We start from the raw sequence: 15,718 nt of genomic DNA on the forward strand, positions 1-15,718 counted from the left end.
GCAGACTTAAGAATGTGGAACTTTAATCGTAGCACCAATCTGTAAAGGTGTGTTTGGTTTCAAACCATTCATTTCTGCAAGCTGATCAATGTCTATACCAAATCGATTCGCAATTCTGTACAGGGAATCACCACTACGGACTTTATAATCTGTGACCACTTTAGGAACTTGAATAATTTGGCCTCTTTGCAATCCAGCACGTAGGTTTAACTTATTGAGATCTGCAAGTTCTTTTGCAGTCATGTCAAATCGTGTAGCAATAACATGAAGAGACTCGCCTGATTTGACAGCATAATCCTCTGTATCACGCGATTTTGATTGACGGACTGGTGTTTTTTCTGTACTTGCAGCCGTCTTTTCAACATCGCCACTTACTTTTAATTTTTGACCAATTTGAAGGACTGATCTCGCATTTAGATCATTCTGCGTAAGTAATGATTGAAGCGGCATATCATATTGTCGCGCAATACTTGCTAAGGTCTCTCCACTCTTCACAGTGTGAAACTCCACTTTCTCAGCAACCGAATTATTTCGTGTCGAACTCTGCTTAGTGGAAGCTTTATTTTCATCTTCTTTCAAATTCAGCTTTTGCCCAACTTGTAATCCAGCATTTGTTCGCAAGCCATTCATTTCTGCTAACCGTGCAACAGAAAGATTATATTTGCTTGCAATGGCATTCAGGCTATCGCCTGATTGAACAACATATTGCTCTGGTACTTTAGATCCCGCTGGTACTTTAATGGTTTGACCAACCATCAATCCTTTTTCAATATCCAAATTATTCAGTGTCGCCAACTCAACAACGGTTAACTTATGCGCATTTGCAATGTTGTACAACGTATCTCCTCGTTGTACGCGGTAAGTTTCAGTCTGAATTTCAGGTACAGTTTTAGCATTACTCGCGCGAGTTGTTGATGAAGCTGTAGCAGATTGCACTTCTTCTAAAGGAACATTAATTTTTTGACCCGCGTACAGGCTACTATCAGCTTTCAGTCCTGAGCTTAATGACGCTAACTCTTGAGTCGAAAGTCCATATCGATCAGCGATTAACTTTAAGTATTCGCCACGTTTAACCGTATAAGATTTCGTTTGGACCTTTGTTACAGCTTGTTCTGTTTTGCTTGATTTAGATGCTTGAGACTGGATTAGATTTAACTTCTGCCCAACCAGTAAATTACTATTGATAGTTAGACCATTCAATTCAGCCAATTGTTGGACACTCAAATCAAACTGGTTTGCAACACTAGTCAGACTATCATTTGCTTTTACAATATAACTTGCTGGCTTTATATCCGTTTTCTGAGCAGATGCTACTGGTTTAGCATCGTAGAGATATAGGGTCGCACCTACATATAAGGTTGCATTTGGATCTACTTGGTTCCATTTTGCAATATCTCTCCAACTTACGCCGTTTTTCATTGCAATAATTGCTAGCGTGTCACCAGGGAGTACCGTATACGTACTACGCTTACCCTTAGGTGGTTCTACAACCACTTCACTTTCAGTTTTCTTAAATGCCTTACCTTGATTAAGCTGGGCTTCCTCAGAAGTAGGCAAAGTACTTTCTGCTACAGATTTAGGATAAGCAAAGCCAACTTTAACTTCTGAACCTTGTCCTGCTGCCACAGATTGACTTGTTTGAATCGCAGTTAATTTAATCTTGCCATCCAACGGATCAACAATCTCAGTACCTTGGGGTGCAATGGCACTAATCTCTCTAACGACTTCCGCTTTTTCTGCTTCAGTGGCCTGTGGTTCAATGACCGAGGCAATAATTTGATCAGAACTCGTAGTTGTTGTGGTTTTTTCAGGTGCAATTGAAGCTAAGATTTTGGCTTTTTCTTCAGCAGTGATTTCTGGTTCTACACGTACAGGTTTAACATTTTGCGCCGGTGTAACAGCAACAGGTATACGAGGTGCGCTTGGCACCACTGCCGAAGCAGCAAAAGCTGCCAATGCATCAGAACCAGAAGGAGTCCTACCCTTCGAAGTTGAAATTGTTGTAGATACTGAAGGTGTTTGAGTATTATTAACTGGCTTCGCTGTTTGAGTTGCCAATACGGAAGCATTTGAAGCTTTTGGTGTATTTACTGTCGTTGTAATTGTGGTTGCTGGCGTAGATGTAGAAACAGGGCTTGAAGCGCTCGCCCATAGACCTGTACTGCTTGGTTTAAGTGCTTTAAGTTTACGATCAATATTTGGATTTAAATCTGCTGGAATTAAAATTCGCTGTGGACTTTGAGGATCAATAATATCACCACGATGCCCTGGATTCAGTTGATAAAGTTCTGCACGACTTAAGCCTGCCAAAGAAGCAATTTCGCTTAAACTCGCACCTGCTGGAACTGGAACTTCTCTAAAGTGAGGACGATTCGCAATTGGTGGTAATCTTACGCCATACTTTTCGGGGGATTTGATAATCTGTGCAACCGCAAGGAAACGAGGTACATAGTTCATTGTTTCTTGAGGTAAACGTAATGACCAATAATCTGTAGGCAAGCCAGCAGCCTTATTACGGTTAATCGCTTGTTGAATACGTCCAGGACCAGCGTTATAAGCCGCTAAAGCTAATTCCCATGAACCGAATTGGTTATATAAACTTCCTAAAAACTCGTAGGCTGCACGTGTAGACTCAACTACATCACGGCGTCCATCATACAAATTGGTCTGTCTTAATCCATAAATACGACCTGTACTTGGGATGAATTGCCACATCCCTGCAGCTGCCGCTGAACTCGTTGCAGCTGGATCATAGGAACTCTCAATGACGGGAAGTAAAGCAAGTTCTGTAGGTAATCCACGGCGCTCTGCTTCCTTTACAGTATGATAAAGATAACGAGAAGCTCGAGCGGATAAACGATCCAGATAAGGCTGACGCGTAATAAACCAACTTCTTTGAGCATCAATCCGTGGATCCCACTTTGTTTCATCCATTTTAAAACCAACGGTCATACGTTTCCAAACATCGCCGTGCTTTAAAATAAGTAAACGATCACCTTCAACTGCACGCATATCAGTTGCAGATAAAAGATCTTCAAGTGAATCTAAACTACTGGCATCTAACATGCCGAGTTGATTCGACTTTTGCGTCTTTGCGGAAGTGGGACTCGCTGTACAGCCAGTCATTACGCCTAATCCGGTTACTGCGGAAGTAATTACTGAAATTTTAAATAAAAAAGTTGCAGATGGCTGCCACACTGCGGTGGTTGTTTTAGACATACAAATTCCGAAAGACGCATAGTAAATTTATTGTATATAAGCCATTTTAGAGGAGCTGGTTGTTCAGGCAAGTCTCTTCTTGATGAGTAATTGCTTATAAATGTTACAAGACATTAAAAAATATCCAGTTATCGCACTGATGTTTCGCATTTACGTATACAATAAAATTTCCGAACTTGATGTTCAACACTTTATTCGATTGATTGGTTCAAACTATGTCTGAAATAACACTTTATGTTGATGGCGCATGTCGTGGTAATCCTGGGCTAGGTGGCTGGGGTGCTTACATCATCACTAAGGATACAGAACATAAAATATGTGGTGGTGAACCTGACACGACTAATAATCGTATGGAGTTAACAGCCGCAATCGAAGGAATTAAATTTTGTCCTGTTGATGCAAAGCTGATCATTTGGACAGATTCAAACTATGTAAAGCGTGGCATTACTGAATGGATCAGTGGTTGGAAAAAGAAAAATTGGAAAGACGTTAAAAATCCTGATTTATGGCAAACTTTGGACCAAGTTTGTCAAGGTCGAGATATTGAATGGAACTGGATTAAAGGTCATGCAGGACATTCAGGCAATGAAATGGCAGATCAGTTAGCTAATCAAGGCGCTGACCAAACGGCTGAACAATTAAAAAATTCCCTGCAAGCGAATGATAAAAAAAAACAGTCTGAAGATTGGTTGCTCAATGATCCGTTTGGTTTAGATCTCAATGATCAAAGTGAAGAAGTTGAAGAAGAAGTGGAAATTGATTTAGCAGAAAATGAAGATCAAGCTGAATACCGCACGGACGAAGTCACCTTTAACTCCTCAGATATTATTAAGACAGTTGATGCACAGGACTTAGATTCTGAATCTGTAGATCAAAGCGTTCCTCAGTTAGCTAAAAAATCGCATCCGCATATTGTGGTCACGCCTGCTCGTTTAAATTTACAAGGACCACGCCAACTGATTTTAGATACGGAAACTACAGGTTTTTATTATCAAGATACAGACCGTATTATCGAGGTGGGTGCGATTGAAATGATCAATCGTAAACTGACAGGAAGTTCAATTCACATTTATATCAATCCCCAAAAACCAGTCGGTGAATCTGAAGCAATTCACGGTATTTCTGATGATTTTTTGAAAGATAAACCTATATTTGAAGAAATCGCTGCTGAACTGTACAAGTACTTAAAAGGTGTAGAAATTATCGCACACAACGCAACTTTCGATATGAACTTCTTAGATATGGAGTTCAAACGTGCTGGCTTTGGTACGCTTTCAGAAGTCTGCGCAGTGACTGATACACTTGCAATGGCAAAAGCGAAACATCCAGGTCAAAAGAACTCATTGGATGCATTAGTGAAGCGCTACGAAGTTCCACAGCGTGATCGTACCTTCCACGGCGCTTTACTGGATGCAGAAATTCTGTCAGATGTTTATTTAGCCATGACAGGTGGTCAAGTTTCATTTGATATCGATGCACTCTCAGCGCATGATCATCATTCTGAAACTGGACAAAATCAGTACCAAAAAATTGAGGTAGATTTACCAATCATTTATGCTTCTGATGAGGAATTAGCAGCACACCAAAAATGGATCGAAGATTACCAAGAAAAAAATGGCGAGCCGTGCTTATTTGCTAAATAATCTTCCATCTGCTTGATTCATTTTGTAAAGTACGATCAGTTCGGCTATATTCATTTAGAGCAAAAATTCCCCTTCTCTGGGCTCTGAGCAAAATTAACGGCCAACATAGGTTTCGATCGATGTCTTATCAAAGTTCAATTTATTTTGACCCTACAGCATTACTTATTGTTAAAAAAGAAATTGATCAAATCATCGATCAGGTCGAAAATACAGTATCAGAGCTTATTGAGGATCAAACACTTCCTTTTGGGATAGATGACGCATTCATTCGACTTGAACAATCCAATCAAGTTTTTGCCATGATCGAGCTTCCTCATCTCGCACAACTTGCACACTACTGTGCGCAAGTCATGTCAAAGATGATGCAAAATCCAACTGCAAAAAACCTGAAATACGCTGCTGCATTAAGTGATGGTACAACGATGCTAAAGCGATATATCGAATTTATTTGCTTACGTGAAGTCGATGTCCCCCAATTTCTCTTAGATACACTTAACCATCTTGAGCGAGTATTGAACATCCCTTGCACAGCTTTGGGTAATGGAATTCAGACCACTCAGAAACAATTAACTTTAACACCGCAAGCTTCATCGAATCAGATTAATTCATCTGATTATTGGAATACACTATATAAAGATTGTTTAATAAAATTAGTGACGCAAAATGAAACTGAAGACGATTTTAATCGTTTTAAACTCATTGTAGATCATATAGCACTGCTCTCTCTTGAAACACCGAGTCAACAATATTGGCTTCTGATGCAAATCGCATTTAATCAACTTGACCAACTCATTCTCAGTGATGCACGCCTAAAATGGTTGGCTAAAGTTGGCAGTCAGATCCGAGAGTTTTTAAATGCACCCCAGTATTTTCAGGTCGATGAAACTGACTTTGCTAATGCTTTAGCGATTTGTATTAGCCAAGAAAACTACGATTCACAAATGCTTCGTGAGTATTTTCAAATCTCGGACAACATTTTGACTGATGTTCAACTACAAATTTTTAGTCGCCATCTGTTTGGACCTGATCAAAGAACAATCGATACCGTTGCTCACTTGATTACAGAAGAATTGAATCAATTAAGGTTAGATATTGAAAGTCACTATCAAAGTTTTACTGACGATCAAATTTTAGATATTCGCTTAAAGCTCTATCGTATGGCAAATATCTTTTTAGTGATGAATCTTAATGAAGCTTATGCAGAAATGAAACTGCAAGCAGATCATTTTCATCGAACCTATATTCAACAAAATGCCGATTTTGCTCAACGATTAATGAACAGCATGCTGTCGGCTATGAACTCTATCGGGATTTTGAAGCGAAATTTTGCACCAACTCGCATTCAACTTGATGTGAATAATATGAATATATCACTGGATCGGTTAGATGATGCGCATGAAACGCTGCAAAAAGAAGCTAGAATTCTCTTGCAAGAACTAGGGGATAAACTTTTTCAAAACAATGTTGTTCAAGACATAAATGATTTATTAAACATCACAACCAATTTAAGACAATTAAGCGGTGCTGCTCTATTTCTTGATGCTCAAATATTAAGTAATGCGCTAAAAAATAGTGCTGAGGCGGTTGAACACTATTACGATATTCAGAAATCACTCACCCCCCAACAACTTCAGCACATTCTAGATGTGCTTGCCAGTCTAGAACTTCATCTTGATGGCTTGAAGTATGATTATCCTATTCATAAATCAGTATCTGAGACTGCACTCATCAGCAGTCAAAAAATTAAAGCGGTTGCCTAATGTCTGAACTCTCTGTTGCTTATATTTTTAAACAACATCAACTTATCGTCGATGAAAACTTCCAATTACCACGTGTTGAACGTTTAGAGAGTGATCTGATTTTCCAATCTGGTGATCAAGTAATTGCACGAGATCTACATATTGAAGAAGCAATTCCTGAAGGTTATCAACTTGTGCCAATTCGACAGTTGATCACTCAATGGTCTAAGCAACAATTTGAACAAGCGAGTCGAGCAGTTCAATTATTAGAATGGCGTCGTAATCATAAATTTTGTAGTCATTGCGGTACAGAAACGGATGTGCACCATTCAGAATATGCCATGATCTGCCCAGCATGTAATTATCACCAATACCCTCGTGTTCAACCTTGTGTTATCACCGTAATCACACGAGGTGATAATGAAATTTTGCTGGCGAAAAATGCAAAAAATAAATCCAATATGTATGGATTGATTGCAGGTTTTGTCGAAGTTGGTGAAACTTTAGAAGAGGCTGTGCAACGCGAAACCATGGAAGAAATTGGTCTAAACGTTAAAAATATTCAATATCTTGCCAGCCAACCTTGGCCATTCCCAAGTAATTTAATGATTGCTTTTCGAGCCGAGTATGATTCAGGTGAAATTGTGCTTCAAGAAGATGAAATTAGTGATGCCCAATTCTTTAAATTTGATGACTTACCAGAAATTCCATTTGCAGGAAGTATTGCGCATGCCATGATTCAACATGTCATTCACAATACTCCTTTCAAATCTGAATAACTCAAATCCGAATCGTTATAGATTTATTTGAAGGACTCTTCTAAAACTTTCAGGATGAGAGATCGAGTTTTGAAGAGTCGATCAAATAATGTGGCAGTTGTTGCCATGATTGATACATGTCCAGTACGAGGCACCCGAATGAGCTGGCTATGATTCTCTACAGCTAACAGTGCTTGATGCATCTCTTCAGAATTATGATCTTTTACCAACGTATCTTGATCTGCTAGAAAAATATAGTGCTGAATATTATTTTTCTCTACAAAATAGTATGGCATCACCGCTTTGAAATTTACTGCTTTATCGAATGCATGTTCAGATAAATGATCACCTAGATAGTTAAAGTGATAGGGTCCAGCCAAACCAATCAACGCTTTAATTCGATCTCGTCCTTCAAAGTCAATGAATGAAGGATGGTAAATCAGTGACATCACATTAAAAGCACCAGCAGAATGTCCGATAAGCGCTATTTGATCTGCACAAATACCATATTTATCAGCACTTTTGATTAAATATTGAATTGAATCTGCAAGGTCAGTTACGTAACGAGGAAAAATATGTTCTGGCGCCAGATGATAGTTTATTACGGCGAGGTTATATCCAGCACGTGTCAAACTTTCTCCAAGAAACTTGTAATCGTCCTTACTTCCTCTACTCCATGCACCACCATGCACGAATATAACTAAAGGTTTATTCGCTGGCGCTTGGCAAACATAAAGATCCAGTCGTTGCCGAGCTTTAAGACCATAAGCAATATTTCTTTTTACAGAATAGCCTTTATTTGAGGTCAATTGATTTAATGCCAAACCACCCAAATTATATGGGCGAAAAGCATTCAGTTTTTGATTCAACTGGGTAAGTTTTAACTGAACTGATTTCGGAAAAAATTGCGCAATCTTATTCGACATTATTGGTAACTAACACCAGCATCAGGATCAATTGCAACGGGTGTTTCAACATAAGGTTGAGTACTCACCGCTGAAGGGTTCATAAGTGATGATGATTGAACACCTGCGCCTACTTGAGCAGATTCCACGTTATCAATCAAAGTAACAATTTTCGTGACATTCCCTACTCGTTGTAAAACTTCAATGAGATCTTGCTCTTCAGCTGTATTTAAGCGTCCCATCACATATAACACGCCATCTTCAGTATGAACCAAGACTTTACTGTCTGAAACAACTGGCGCACGCATAATTAAGCCACGTGTATTCGCTGTCGCAGTCGCATCTTGCATGATGGTAGAGTAACCAATTTGAGGACCAACTGTGATGTAATTATGAATAGATTTCACATCACTCATCGCTCGAACGTTATCTTCTGCTAACTGTTTCAAATGCGCATCAGGCACTTGACCTGTTAACAAGACATTACTGTGAAAGCTATTCACATTGACTCGAGATTGTTTAAAACGAGCATCCAATTTGTATAAATTGATCTTTGCTGTACGTTCAATTGAAGAGTCAATAAATACCTGACCTAAAGAACGAGCTCCACTCACCACCCCAACTGGTTCTGCGCCAGTTCCACCTGAAATAAAACTTGCACAGCCTGAAAGACTAGCAACACACGCCATCGAAATTACAATACGCTTCAACACTCAATCCGTCTCCTCGTGAAACTTGAATTTTTTCTATTGTTGGAAATGGCTTAGCTCATTCGGTTCATAGATTAATCAAGTCTGCATTTATTGTAAATGCATTTTCAATCCACTCGAGATCATAATCCATATCAGAAATTTCATGCTGTAACGGTTTTGCAATTTTTTTATGAAAATCAAAACAAAACACATCAAAACGATAATAAAACTCTGTATAGCTTGGAAATTTTTGAAGAAATGACATTGCTGTTTTCGCAATTTTAATTTGCTTGCTCGATGATATTGATTCTAGTGCTGAAGCATAGGTTGTTTTTGATCTGGCTTTGACCTCAACAAATATAAGCTCAAGATCACGTTGAGCCATCAGGTCTATCTCACCATAACGAGAATGAAAATTTCGAGCCAGCACAATATAACCCTGTGAGATCAAGACTTTTTCAGTTTGGTCTTCAGCCCATATACCTAATTGTTGAGAACTCATCCATTTAAGTCCTCTTAAATATTTTTTAATCTAAACCATGTTTTCTCGAAGCACGCAGGTTTTCTTTCGATCCGATGCTCTTTAAAACTCAAGTGCCCAGTCTGACCTTGAATTGATATTTGATCAGGATTCTTCGTTTTCAACATCAAATCCGCCAAACGCCAAACATCTTGACCGAAGGCATTGAGACGTTGGAATGCAGCAGTATTTTCTGTTGTTTGATTAGGTTTTTTTAAAAATTGAACCATGACTGGAACATCACAGAATTTAGTTCCCTTCGGAATATCCATATTATGATCAATAGCAAAAGCCTGAACATACAAACGTTTTGAAGGCTTATTCTTCAATGAGTTGATCCACGCCATACTGCCTAAAAGCAACACACCTTCATTTGACTTTATATCAGGCAATTGTTGGACTAGAGAAAATTTACCATGAAAATTTTTAAACACGGCATTTACAAAGCTTAAGCTCTCAGACTCAGTACCAGACTCACGCAAGATATAGAGATGCTGAACTCGATCACTTTCAATCTGTTTAATTAAAACTTGAGCATCATCAGTTTTCGATAAACTAAACTGCCACACTTTCACATGTTTTGAAGGAACTTCATTCAGTGCTAAAACAGGAATTTTAAGTGATTCTTTCATTATTGCTTCGACATCCTGTCTCGCTAGTGGACCAATAATAAGTTTGGTGTTTTGACTGACTTGCGTCTTTAGGATCTCTTTTAATCGTTTTTGATCCGAATTGACATATCTTATTGGTATTTCACTGTTCGACTTTTGATAAGCCTCATCAATACCATTTTTAATACTATTACTTGCTCGCGCCATAGGGCCTGAATCAGGTAAAATAACCAATACTTCCGCTTGGGCTTGGAAAATCATTCCACATAAGCCAATACCAATGAATTCTTTTTTTATTCTTAATAGATCCAACATGGAGAAACCTTATGAGTGCTCAGTTATTTGTTGTAGCGACGCCAATTGGGCACTTAGATGACATGACTTATCGAGCAATTGATGTTTTAAAGTCTGTCTCTCTTATCGCGGCAGAAGACACACGTCAGTCCGCTCTTTTAATGAAACACTATAATATCTCAACTCCGCTTACAGCGTGCCATGATCACAATGAAAGTAACAAAATTGATATAATTATCGATAAGTTAAAAAATGGTGAAAATGTTGCACTCGTCAGTGATGCAGGTACACCATTGATTAGTGATCCTGGTTTTAAATTGGTTCGTGCAGCTCAGGAGCATGGTATTCGTGTCGTTCCTGTTCCAGGTGCATGTGCAGCTATTGCAGCATTAAGCGCTGTAGGTCTACCCAGTGATCACTTTAGTTTTGAAGGATTTCTATCTTCGAAACAATCACAACGTCTTATTCAATTAAATAAACTGAAAGACAACACGCATACCATGATCATCTATGAGGCACCACATCGAATCCTAGACTCTGTAACGGATATGGTCTCTGTGTTCGGGGCTGACCGTGAAGTCGGGTTTGCACGTGAAATTACCAAAACCTTCGAAACAATCAAAAAAATGACCCTTGGAGATTTACAATCATTTATTGCAAATGATCATCACCAGCAAAAAGGTGAAATTGTACTGGTCATTGCTGGAGCAGCCACTGAAAAAGACATGCAGCAAGAAGAATTAGACAAATTACTCAATCGTTTATTGCAAGATTTATCTGTAAAAGCAGCATCTCAACTTGCAGCTGATCTCACCGGAATCAAAAAGAAAGTCGCATATCAACGCGCGCTAGAGCTCAGTGGTGCGAATGATTAAGCAAAATAAAAAAAGCACCATATTGATGGTGCTTTTTTTATTAATCTTTTATTGATTCATCAGGTGGAACTTCAGTAATACGACCACCACGTGCTAGAAAAGCAGCAACTTCATCTTCCAGTGCCTGACGTTGTTTGAGTTTAGCTGTCACTGTTAATGTTTCAGCTTCCGCGACATCGGCATCAGATACAGTAACGTCACTTACGGCCGCACCTTTTTCTGCTGCTTGTGATTCATTTTCGTCTACAACACTGTCTTCGTTGTCATCAAAATCATTTGCGTCTGTCATTTCAAACTCCCCATCAATGTTTTCACGCACCTGATTGGAACGTGCTTTGATTTTTAGAGAAATGTATCAAGCTCTTTATCTTTCGCATAGTATCTAAAGCACCTCATTTGTATATTTTTTAATCATATTGGTAAAAAAATATATACTGATGATTCTTTTTAGATCAGATTTCAATTCACTTGATATCTTGTATTACTGAGCTGACTCAAACCATTCGCTTGCGACATAAACGCCGATTTTAACGCACTGATATTTTCAACTTGTTTCAAACCAAAGTTTCTCGCCCAAACAATAGGAAAAACAGGAGCAGATTCCATCCACCCAATCATAGACATACTATGCATCATGGCATCGTTTTGAAATTTACGGCGATGCTCATATTTCAATAAAGTTTGCTCATGAGCCCAAACGCCACGTGCGTAGTCCGAAAGTAGCGCATCGCATAGAATTGCTGCATCTAGACAACCAATATTCACCCCCTGACCAGCAAGTGGATGAATAACATGGGCTGCATCACCAATTAGCGCTAAGCCATCTTTAATATAACGTTGAGCAGCTCGTGCTTTCAGTGGGAATTTTGCTCGAGGCGTTGCGGCTAATACTTTGCCCAACATATGATGACTCTCTCGTGTCAGTAATTGTACAAAATCTTCATCTGAGAGTGACGCAAATTCGTCTGCATAATCATCTGGTAAAGTCCATACAATGGATTGCCAATGACCATATTCTTGATCTTCTAAACTTGCCATTGGGAGAAAAGCCAGTGGCCCTGTTTCTAAGAAGATTTGTCTCGCAACATGTTGATGCGCTTGTTCCGTCTTGATTGCACAGCTAATACCAGCCTGATGATAATCCAAAACATCCAAATCAATCATGGCTTGTTCACGTACGAATGAGTTTGCACCATCCGCACCAATTAAAAGTTTCGTTTTCAATTGAGTTTGATCAGCGAGATGAAGAATCCAACAACCATTTCCTTGCTCAATACGTTTCACTTGAATCTGAGTACGGTAATCATCAATCTGGTCGATCATCATGCTCTGAATCGCAAGGTTCAAGATACTTGGTTCGACCATTGAACCTAATATTTGTGCTTGATCAGGTTTAGAATGCGCTGATGTTCCAAAATTGATTTCACCAAAGCCATTTTTGTTCCACACCTGCATTCCCGTGTAGGGTTGTTGACGAGCTAACTTTCCCCATACATCAACATGCTTAAGCAAATGAATAGTGGCTTGACTCAATGCAAGTACACGAGGATTCAATGATTTTAAGGTCTTCTCGTGATCCAATATCGGTGCTGCATCAAGTACAGTCGCTTGAACTCCACCTTTAGCCAACAATAAAGCCGTTAATCCACCAACTAAACCACCGCCCACAATCACGACATCTAAAATAGCATCATTCATGCTTTTAACCCCATTGCATAATTGGCAACGAGTGGCTTAATACCTGGAATATTTTCAAAGCACATTAGACCTGTATTTCGCACAAATTTTAGGATTGGATTTTGATTACTAAAGCCTCGCACCACAGAATCACAAAACTTGATCACACGTTGCTGATCTTTGAGTCGAGATTTTTCATACTCTTTCAGTACAGCAGCTTCACCTAAATCGGCATTTTTGATGACTTGTTGTTTTAAATATCGGGTCAATACATATGCATCACGCATACACAAATTAAAACCCTGACCTGCGACTGGATGAATCGTATGAGCAGCATTACCCATAAGTACAACTCGTCCTACTGCTTGTTTTTCAGCCAAAACCTGAGACAAAGGAAAACTAAATCTACGTCCAGTTTTCTCAAATTTTCCAGCTCGATCGCCATACGTTTTTTGAAGAGCATCTAAAAAATGCTGATCATTTCCATCACCTAGCCACTCTCCCTCAGTACCTTTAGGCACTGGCCAAACAACAGAGCGACGGTATTCACCAGGTAAAGGCAACAATGCTAAAGGACCAAGTGGGCTGAAACGTTCAAAACCGACATGGGAGTGAGGTTTGGATGTCTGCACTGTAGTGACAATCGCCACTTGATCATAATCATACACTGATGCACCAACACCGAGTGCTTTTCGACAGAAAGAATCACGTCCATCTGCTGCTATGACTAATTTGGATTGAAACTGCAAATGTTCATTCGCTTTTAATGCTGCAAGATAAGCTAAATTCTCATCCTGTTTAAGCGACGTCACTTGAACACCATCAATTAACTCAATGAGTGGATTTTTTTTGACCTCTGATAACAATACTCGTCCAAGCCATGCATTCTCAATCACTTGACCAAAGCTCTCTACTTTCTCTTGAGCCGCGATTAAACGTGCCTTACCGAAGCTTCCTTCTTCTGTGATATTTACTTCTAAAATAGGCGTTGCATATTGTTGCAGTGAATCCCAAATTTCCAATTCTTGATAAATTTGCACGCTTCGACGTGACAGCGCACTATTACGGGCATCAAAACTTGAATGATATGGTGCAAGGTTAGCATCATCATAGTTAGGATAGCTGATCGCCTCTAACAATTTCACTGCAATGTTAGTTTTAGCCAGCATAAGAGCAAGGCTTAATCCGACCATTCCACCACCGACAATGATGACTTCTTGTTGCATGTTTTGATCCTTATAAAAGCAAGCAATAGCTGCATACACATAAATTCTTAATCAAATTCATCTTACAATAAAGTTTTTACTTTTTATAATGAATTAGCGTTATTGAAGATGAAGCCATAATTCATTTTTCAATATTGAATATGACATTAAAAAAAAGCCGATGTTTCCATCGACTTTTTAGATTTGTGAAAATGGTTAACTCGCCATCAAGGCTTCGATATCTTCAATGGTTTTTACTACTTTAGCAGTCAGGTTTCTCGGTCCATCTTGAGTGACAACAATATCATCTTCAATGCGAATACCAATCCCTCTCCATTTTGGATCGACAGTTTCATCATCAGGGGCAATATATAAACCTGGTTCAATGGTCACCACCATACCTTCTTGATATGTTCGCCATTCTCCATCGACTTTATATGCCCCTACGTCATGAACATCCATGCCTAACCAGTGACCAGTTCCATGCATATAAAATTGACGATAGGCTTCTGTCTCAATGATTTCATCGAGATCACCCTGCATGATTCCAAGATTAAGCAAGCCTTGCACTAAAATACGAACAGCAACGTAGTGTGGCTCTTTATAAGAGTTACCAATTCTAACCGCATCTATTGCAGCGATTTGTGCATCGAGCACTATTTTATAGAGCGCCTTTTGTTCAGGATTAAATTTACCATTTACTGGAAACGTCCGTGTGATATCTGACGCGTAAAATTCATATTCACAAGCTGCATCTATTAAAACTAAATCGCCGTCATTAAGTTGTTTGTTATTTTCAACATAGTGCAATATACAAGCATTTTCACCACCACCCACAATACTGTTATACGATGGTACACAACCATTTTTACCAAAAATATAATTCAGCTCCGCTTCTAAAGCATATTCCATCATTCCTGGTCGTACAGATTTCATCGCTTGCGTATGTGCTTGAGCAGAAATATCAGATGCGATTTGCATTAACTCTATTTCTTTTGGCTCTTTGTGTAGACGCATCTCATCTAAAATTGTATCTAACTGAATCAATTGTGTCGGTGCAGCGGTACCACGTCGGCTTTCACCACTTGCTTCTGCAATCCATTTTGTAATTTTTGCATCAAAACTGGCTTGTTGACCAATTCTATAAAATAATCTTTCTTTTCCTTGAAGCTTTGCGATGATTTCTTCGTCTAGTAGATCAATCGCATAAGCTTCATCCGCATCATAATCATCGACTGCACCATCAATCCCTGCACGGTAACCTGTCCAGATTTCCATCTCTCGATTGCGTTCACGACAAAATAAACTGTAGGTATAACCTTCTTCTTCAGTATCAAATGTTTCAATTACAGCAACTGCTTCAGGCTCTGCAAATCCTGTTAGATAAAAAAAGCTGCTATCAGCGCGATATTTATAATCAGCATCACGATTTCTAAACATTTCTTCACGTGTTGCAATAATTGCAATGCTTCTTAGGCCTATTTCAGCGGCTAATTGATCACGTCGTTTTTGAAAATCTGATTGAGTAAGTTTCATATCTTTTCTGCAGCTTAGGCTATTTAATTTAAGAAAATACAGTA

Annotated in this window: 13 protein-coding genes; 4 read left to right on the forward strand and 9 right to left on the reverse strand. The window is 39.0% G+C overall.

Going from position 1 to position 15,718, the window contains the following annotated elements; all coding sequences use genetic code 11:
• Window positions 1-6 precede the first annotated feature (6 nt).
• A complete protein-coding gene (locus tag AC1M9E_RS09615; RefSeq protein WP_488224731.1) occupies window positions 7-3,219 on the reverse strand; it encodes a LysM peptidoglycan-binding domain-containing protein in 3,213 nt (1,070 codons plus the stop codon).
• A 215-nt stretch (window positions 3,220-3,434) separates the two neighbouring features.
• On the opposite strand from AC1M9E_RS09615, the gene dnaQ reads away from it, so the two are divergent.
• From dnaQ to nudC, 3 genes are all read left to right on the forward strand, one after another.
• Window positions 3,435-4,862, forward strand: a complete 1,428-nt coding sequence (gene dnaQ, locus AC1M9E_RS09620) for a DNA polymerase III subunit epsilon (RefSeq protein WP_488224732.1) — start codon at window positions 3,435-3,437, stop codon at window positions 4,860-4,862.
• A gap of 119 nt (window positions 4,863-4,981) precedes the next feature.
• Entirely contained in the window at window positions 4,982-6,622 is a 1,641-nt protein-coding gene (locus AC1M9E_RS09625; RefSeq protein ID WP_481607597.1) for a chemotaxis protein, read from the forward strand.
• Complete coding sequence (gene nudC, locus AC1M9E_RS09630) at window positions 6,622-7,380, forward strand: NAD(+) diphosphatase (RefSeq protein ID WP_481607596.1); 759 nt, start codon at window positions 6,622-6,624, stop codon at window positions 7,378-7,380. The genes AC1M9E_RS09625 and nudC overlap by 1 nt, the downstream gene beginning before the upstream one ends.
• 23 nt (window positions 7,381-7,403) lie before the next feature.
• Here the strand turns inward: nudC and AC1M9E_RS09635 are convergent, their stop codons facing one another.
• The 4 genes from AC1M9E_RS09635 to AC1M9E_RS09650 form a co-directional block, all read right to left on the reverse strand.
• Window positions 7,404-8,285 (reverse strand): alpha/beta hydrolase, encoded by an 882-nt coding sequence (locus tag AC1M9E_RS09635; protein WP_092766808.1) that lies wholly within the window; start codon window positions 8,283-8,285, stop codon window positions 7,404-7,406.
• Window positions 8,285-8,977 (reverse strand): BON domain-containing protein, encoded by a 693-nt coding sequence (locus AC1M9E_RS09640; protein WP_035266827.1) that lies wholly within the window; start codon window positions 8,975-8,977, stop codon window positions 8,285-8,287. Before AC1M9E_RS09640 ends, AC1M9E_RS09635 begins: the two co-directional genes overlap by 1 nt.
• Before the next feature lie 64 nt (window positions 8,978-9,041).
• On the reverse strand, window positions 9,042-9,458 hold the full coding sequence (locus tag AC1M9E_RS09645; protein ID WP_488224733.1) for a YraN family protein: 417 nt from the start codon (window positions 9,456-9,458) through the stop codon (window positions 9,042-9,044).
• 14 nt (window positions 9,459-9,472) lie between these two features.
• Window positions 9,473-10,402 carry a penicillin-binding protein activator gene (locus AC1M9E_RS09650; protein WP_488224734.1) on the reverse strand — a complete coding sequence of 310 codons (930 nt, stop codon included), beginning with the start codon at window positions 10,400-10,402 and terminating at the stop codon, window positions 9,473-9,475.
• A gap of 11 nt (window positions 10,403-10,413) precedes the next feature.
• On the opposite strand from AC1M9E_RS09650, the gene rsmI reads away from it, so the two are divergent.
• Window positions 10,414-11,256 carry a 16S rRNA (cytidine(1402)-2'-O)-methyltransferase gene (rsmI, locus tag AC1M9E_RS09655; protein WP_481588939.1) on the forward strand — a complete coding sequence of 281 codons (843 nt, stop codon included), beginning with the start codon at window positions 10,414-10,416 and terminating at the stop codon, window positions 11,254-11,256.
• 40 nt (window positions 11,257-11,296) lie between these two features.
• On the opposite strand, the gene AC1M9E_RS09660 is transcribed toward rsmI, so the two are convergent.
• From AC1M9E_RS09660 to pepP, 4 genes are all read right to left on the reverse strand, one after another.
• Entirely contained in the window at window positions 11,297-11,545 is a 249-nt protein-coding gene (locus AC1M9E_RS09660) for a hypothetical protein (RefSeq protein WP_035269751.1), read from the reverse strand.
• Between the two features lie 170 nt (window positions 11,546-11,715).
• The gene (locus AC1M9E_RS09665; protein ID WP_481591808.1) at window positions 11,716-12,954 is read right to left on the reverse strand and encodes an FAD-dependent monooxygenase; all 1,239 of its coding nucleotides are present in this window, start codon (window positions 12,952-12,954) and stop codon (window positions 11,716-11,718) included.
• Entirely contained in the window at window positions 12,951-14,159 is a 1,209-nt protein-coding gene (locus AC1M9E_RS09670) for an FAD-dependent oxidoreductase (protein ID WP_481607593.1), read from the reverse strand. The genes AC1M9E_RS09665 and AC1M9E_RS09670 overlap by 4 nt, the downstream gene beginning before the upstream one ends.
• A 195-nt stretch (window positions 14,160-14,354) precedes the next feature.
• Window positions 14,355-15,674: a Xaa-Pro aminopeptidase gene (gene pepP, locus AC1M9E_RS09675; protein ID WP_481607592.1), complete on the reverse strand. Its 1,320-nt coding sequence runs from the start codon at window positions 15,672-15,674 to the stop codon at window positions 14,355-14,357.
• Between the last annotated feature and the right edge of the window lie 44 nt (window positions 15,675-15,718).

Source organism: Acinetobacter sp. 24-47-47, from assembly GCF_057737035.1.

Coding starts and splice junctions, on each gene's coding strand:
- AC1M9E_RS09615 (WP_488224731.1), bottom strand. CDS start 3,219: ATGTCTAAAACAACCACCGCAGTGTGGCAGCCATCTGCAACTTTTTTA.
- dnaQ (WP_488224732.1), top strand. CDS start 3,435: ATGTCTGAAATAACACTTTATGTTGATGGCGCATGTCGTGGTAATCCT.
- AC1M9E_RS09625 (WP_481607597.1), top strand. CDS start 4,982: ATGTCTTATCAAAGTTCAATTTATTTTGACCCTACAGCATTACTTATT.
- nudC (WP_481607596.1), top strand. CDS start 6,622: ATGTCTGAACTCTCTGTTGCTTATATTTTTAAACAACATCAACTTATC.
- AC1M9E_RS09635 (WP_092766808.1), bottom strand. CDS start 8,285: ATGTCGAATAAGATTGCGCAATTTTTTCCGAAATCAGTTCAGTTAAAA.
- AC1M9E_RS09645 (WP_488224733.1), bottom strand. CDS start 9,458: ATGAGTTCTCAACAATTAGGTATATGGGCTGAAGACCAAACTGAAAAA.
- AC1M9E_RS09650 (WP_488224734.1), bottom strand. CDS start 10,402: ATGTTGGATCTATTAAGAATAAAAAAAGAATTCATTGGTATTGGCTTA.
- rsmI (WP_481588939.1), top strand. CDS start 10,414: ATGAGTGCTCAGTTATTTGTTGTAGCGACGCCAATTGGGCACTTAGAT.
- AC1M9E_RS09660 (WP_035269751.1), bottom strand. CDS start 11,545: ATGACAGACGCAAATGATTTTGATGACAACGAAGACAGTGTTGTAGAC.
- AC1M9E_RS09665 (WP_481591808.1), bottom strand. CDS start 12,954: ATGAATGATGCTATTTTAGATGTCGTGATTGTGGGCGGTGGTTTAGTT.
- AC1M9E_RS09670 (WP_481607593.1), bottom strand. CDS start 14,159: ATGCAACAAGAAGTCATCATTGTCGGTGGTGGAATGGTCGGATTAAGC.
- pepP (WP_481607592.1), bottom strand. CDS start 15,674: ATGAAACTTACTCAATCAGATTTTCAAAAACGACGTGATCAATTAGCC.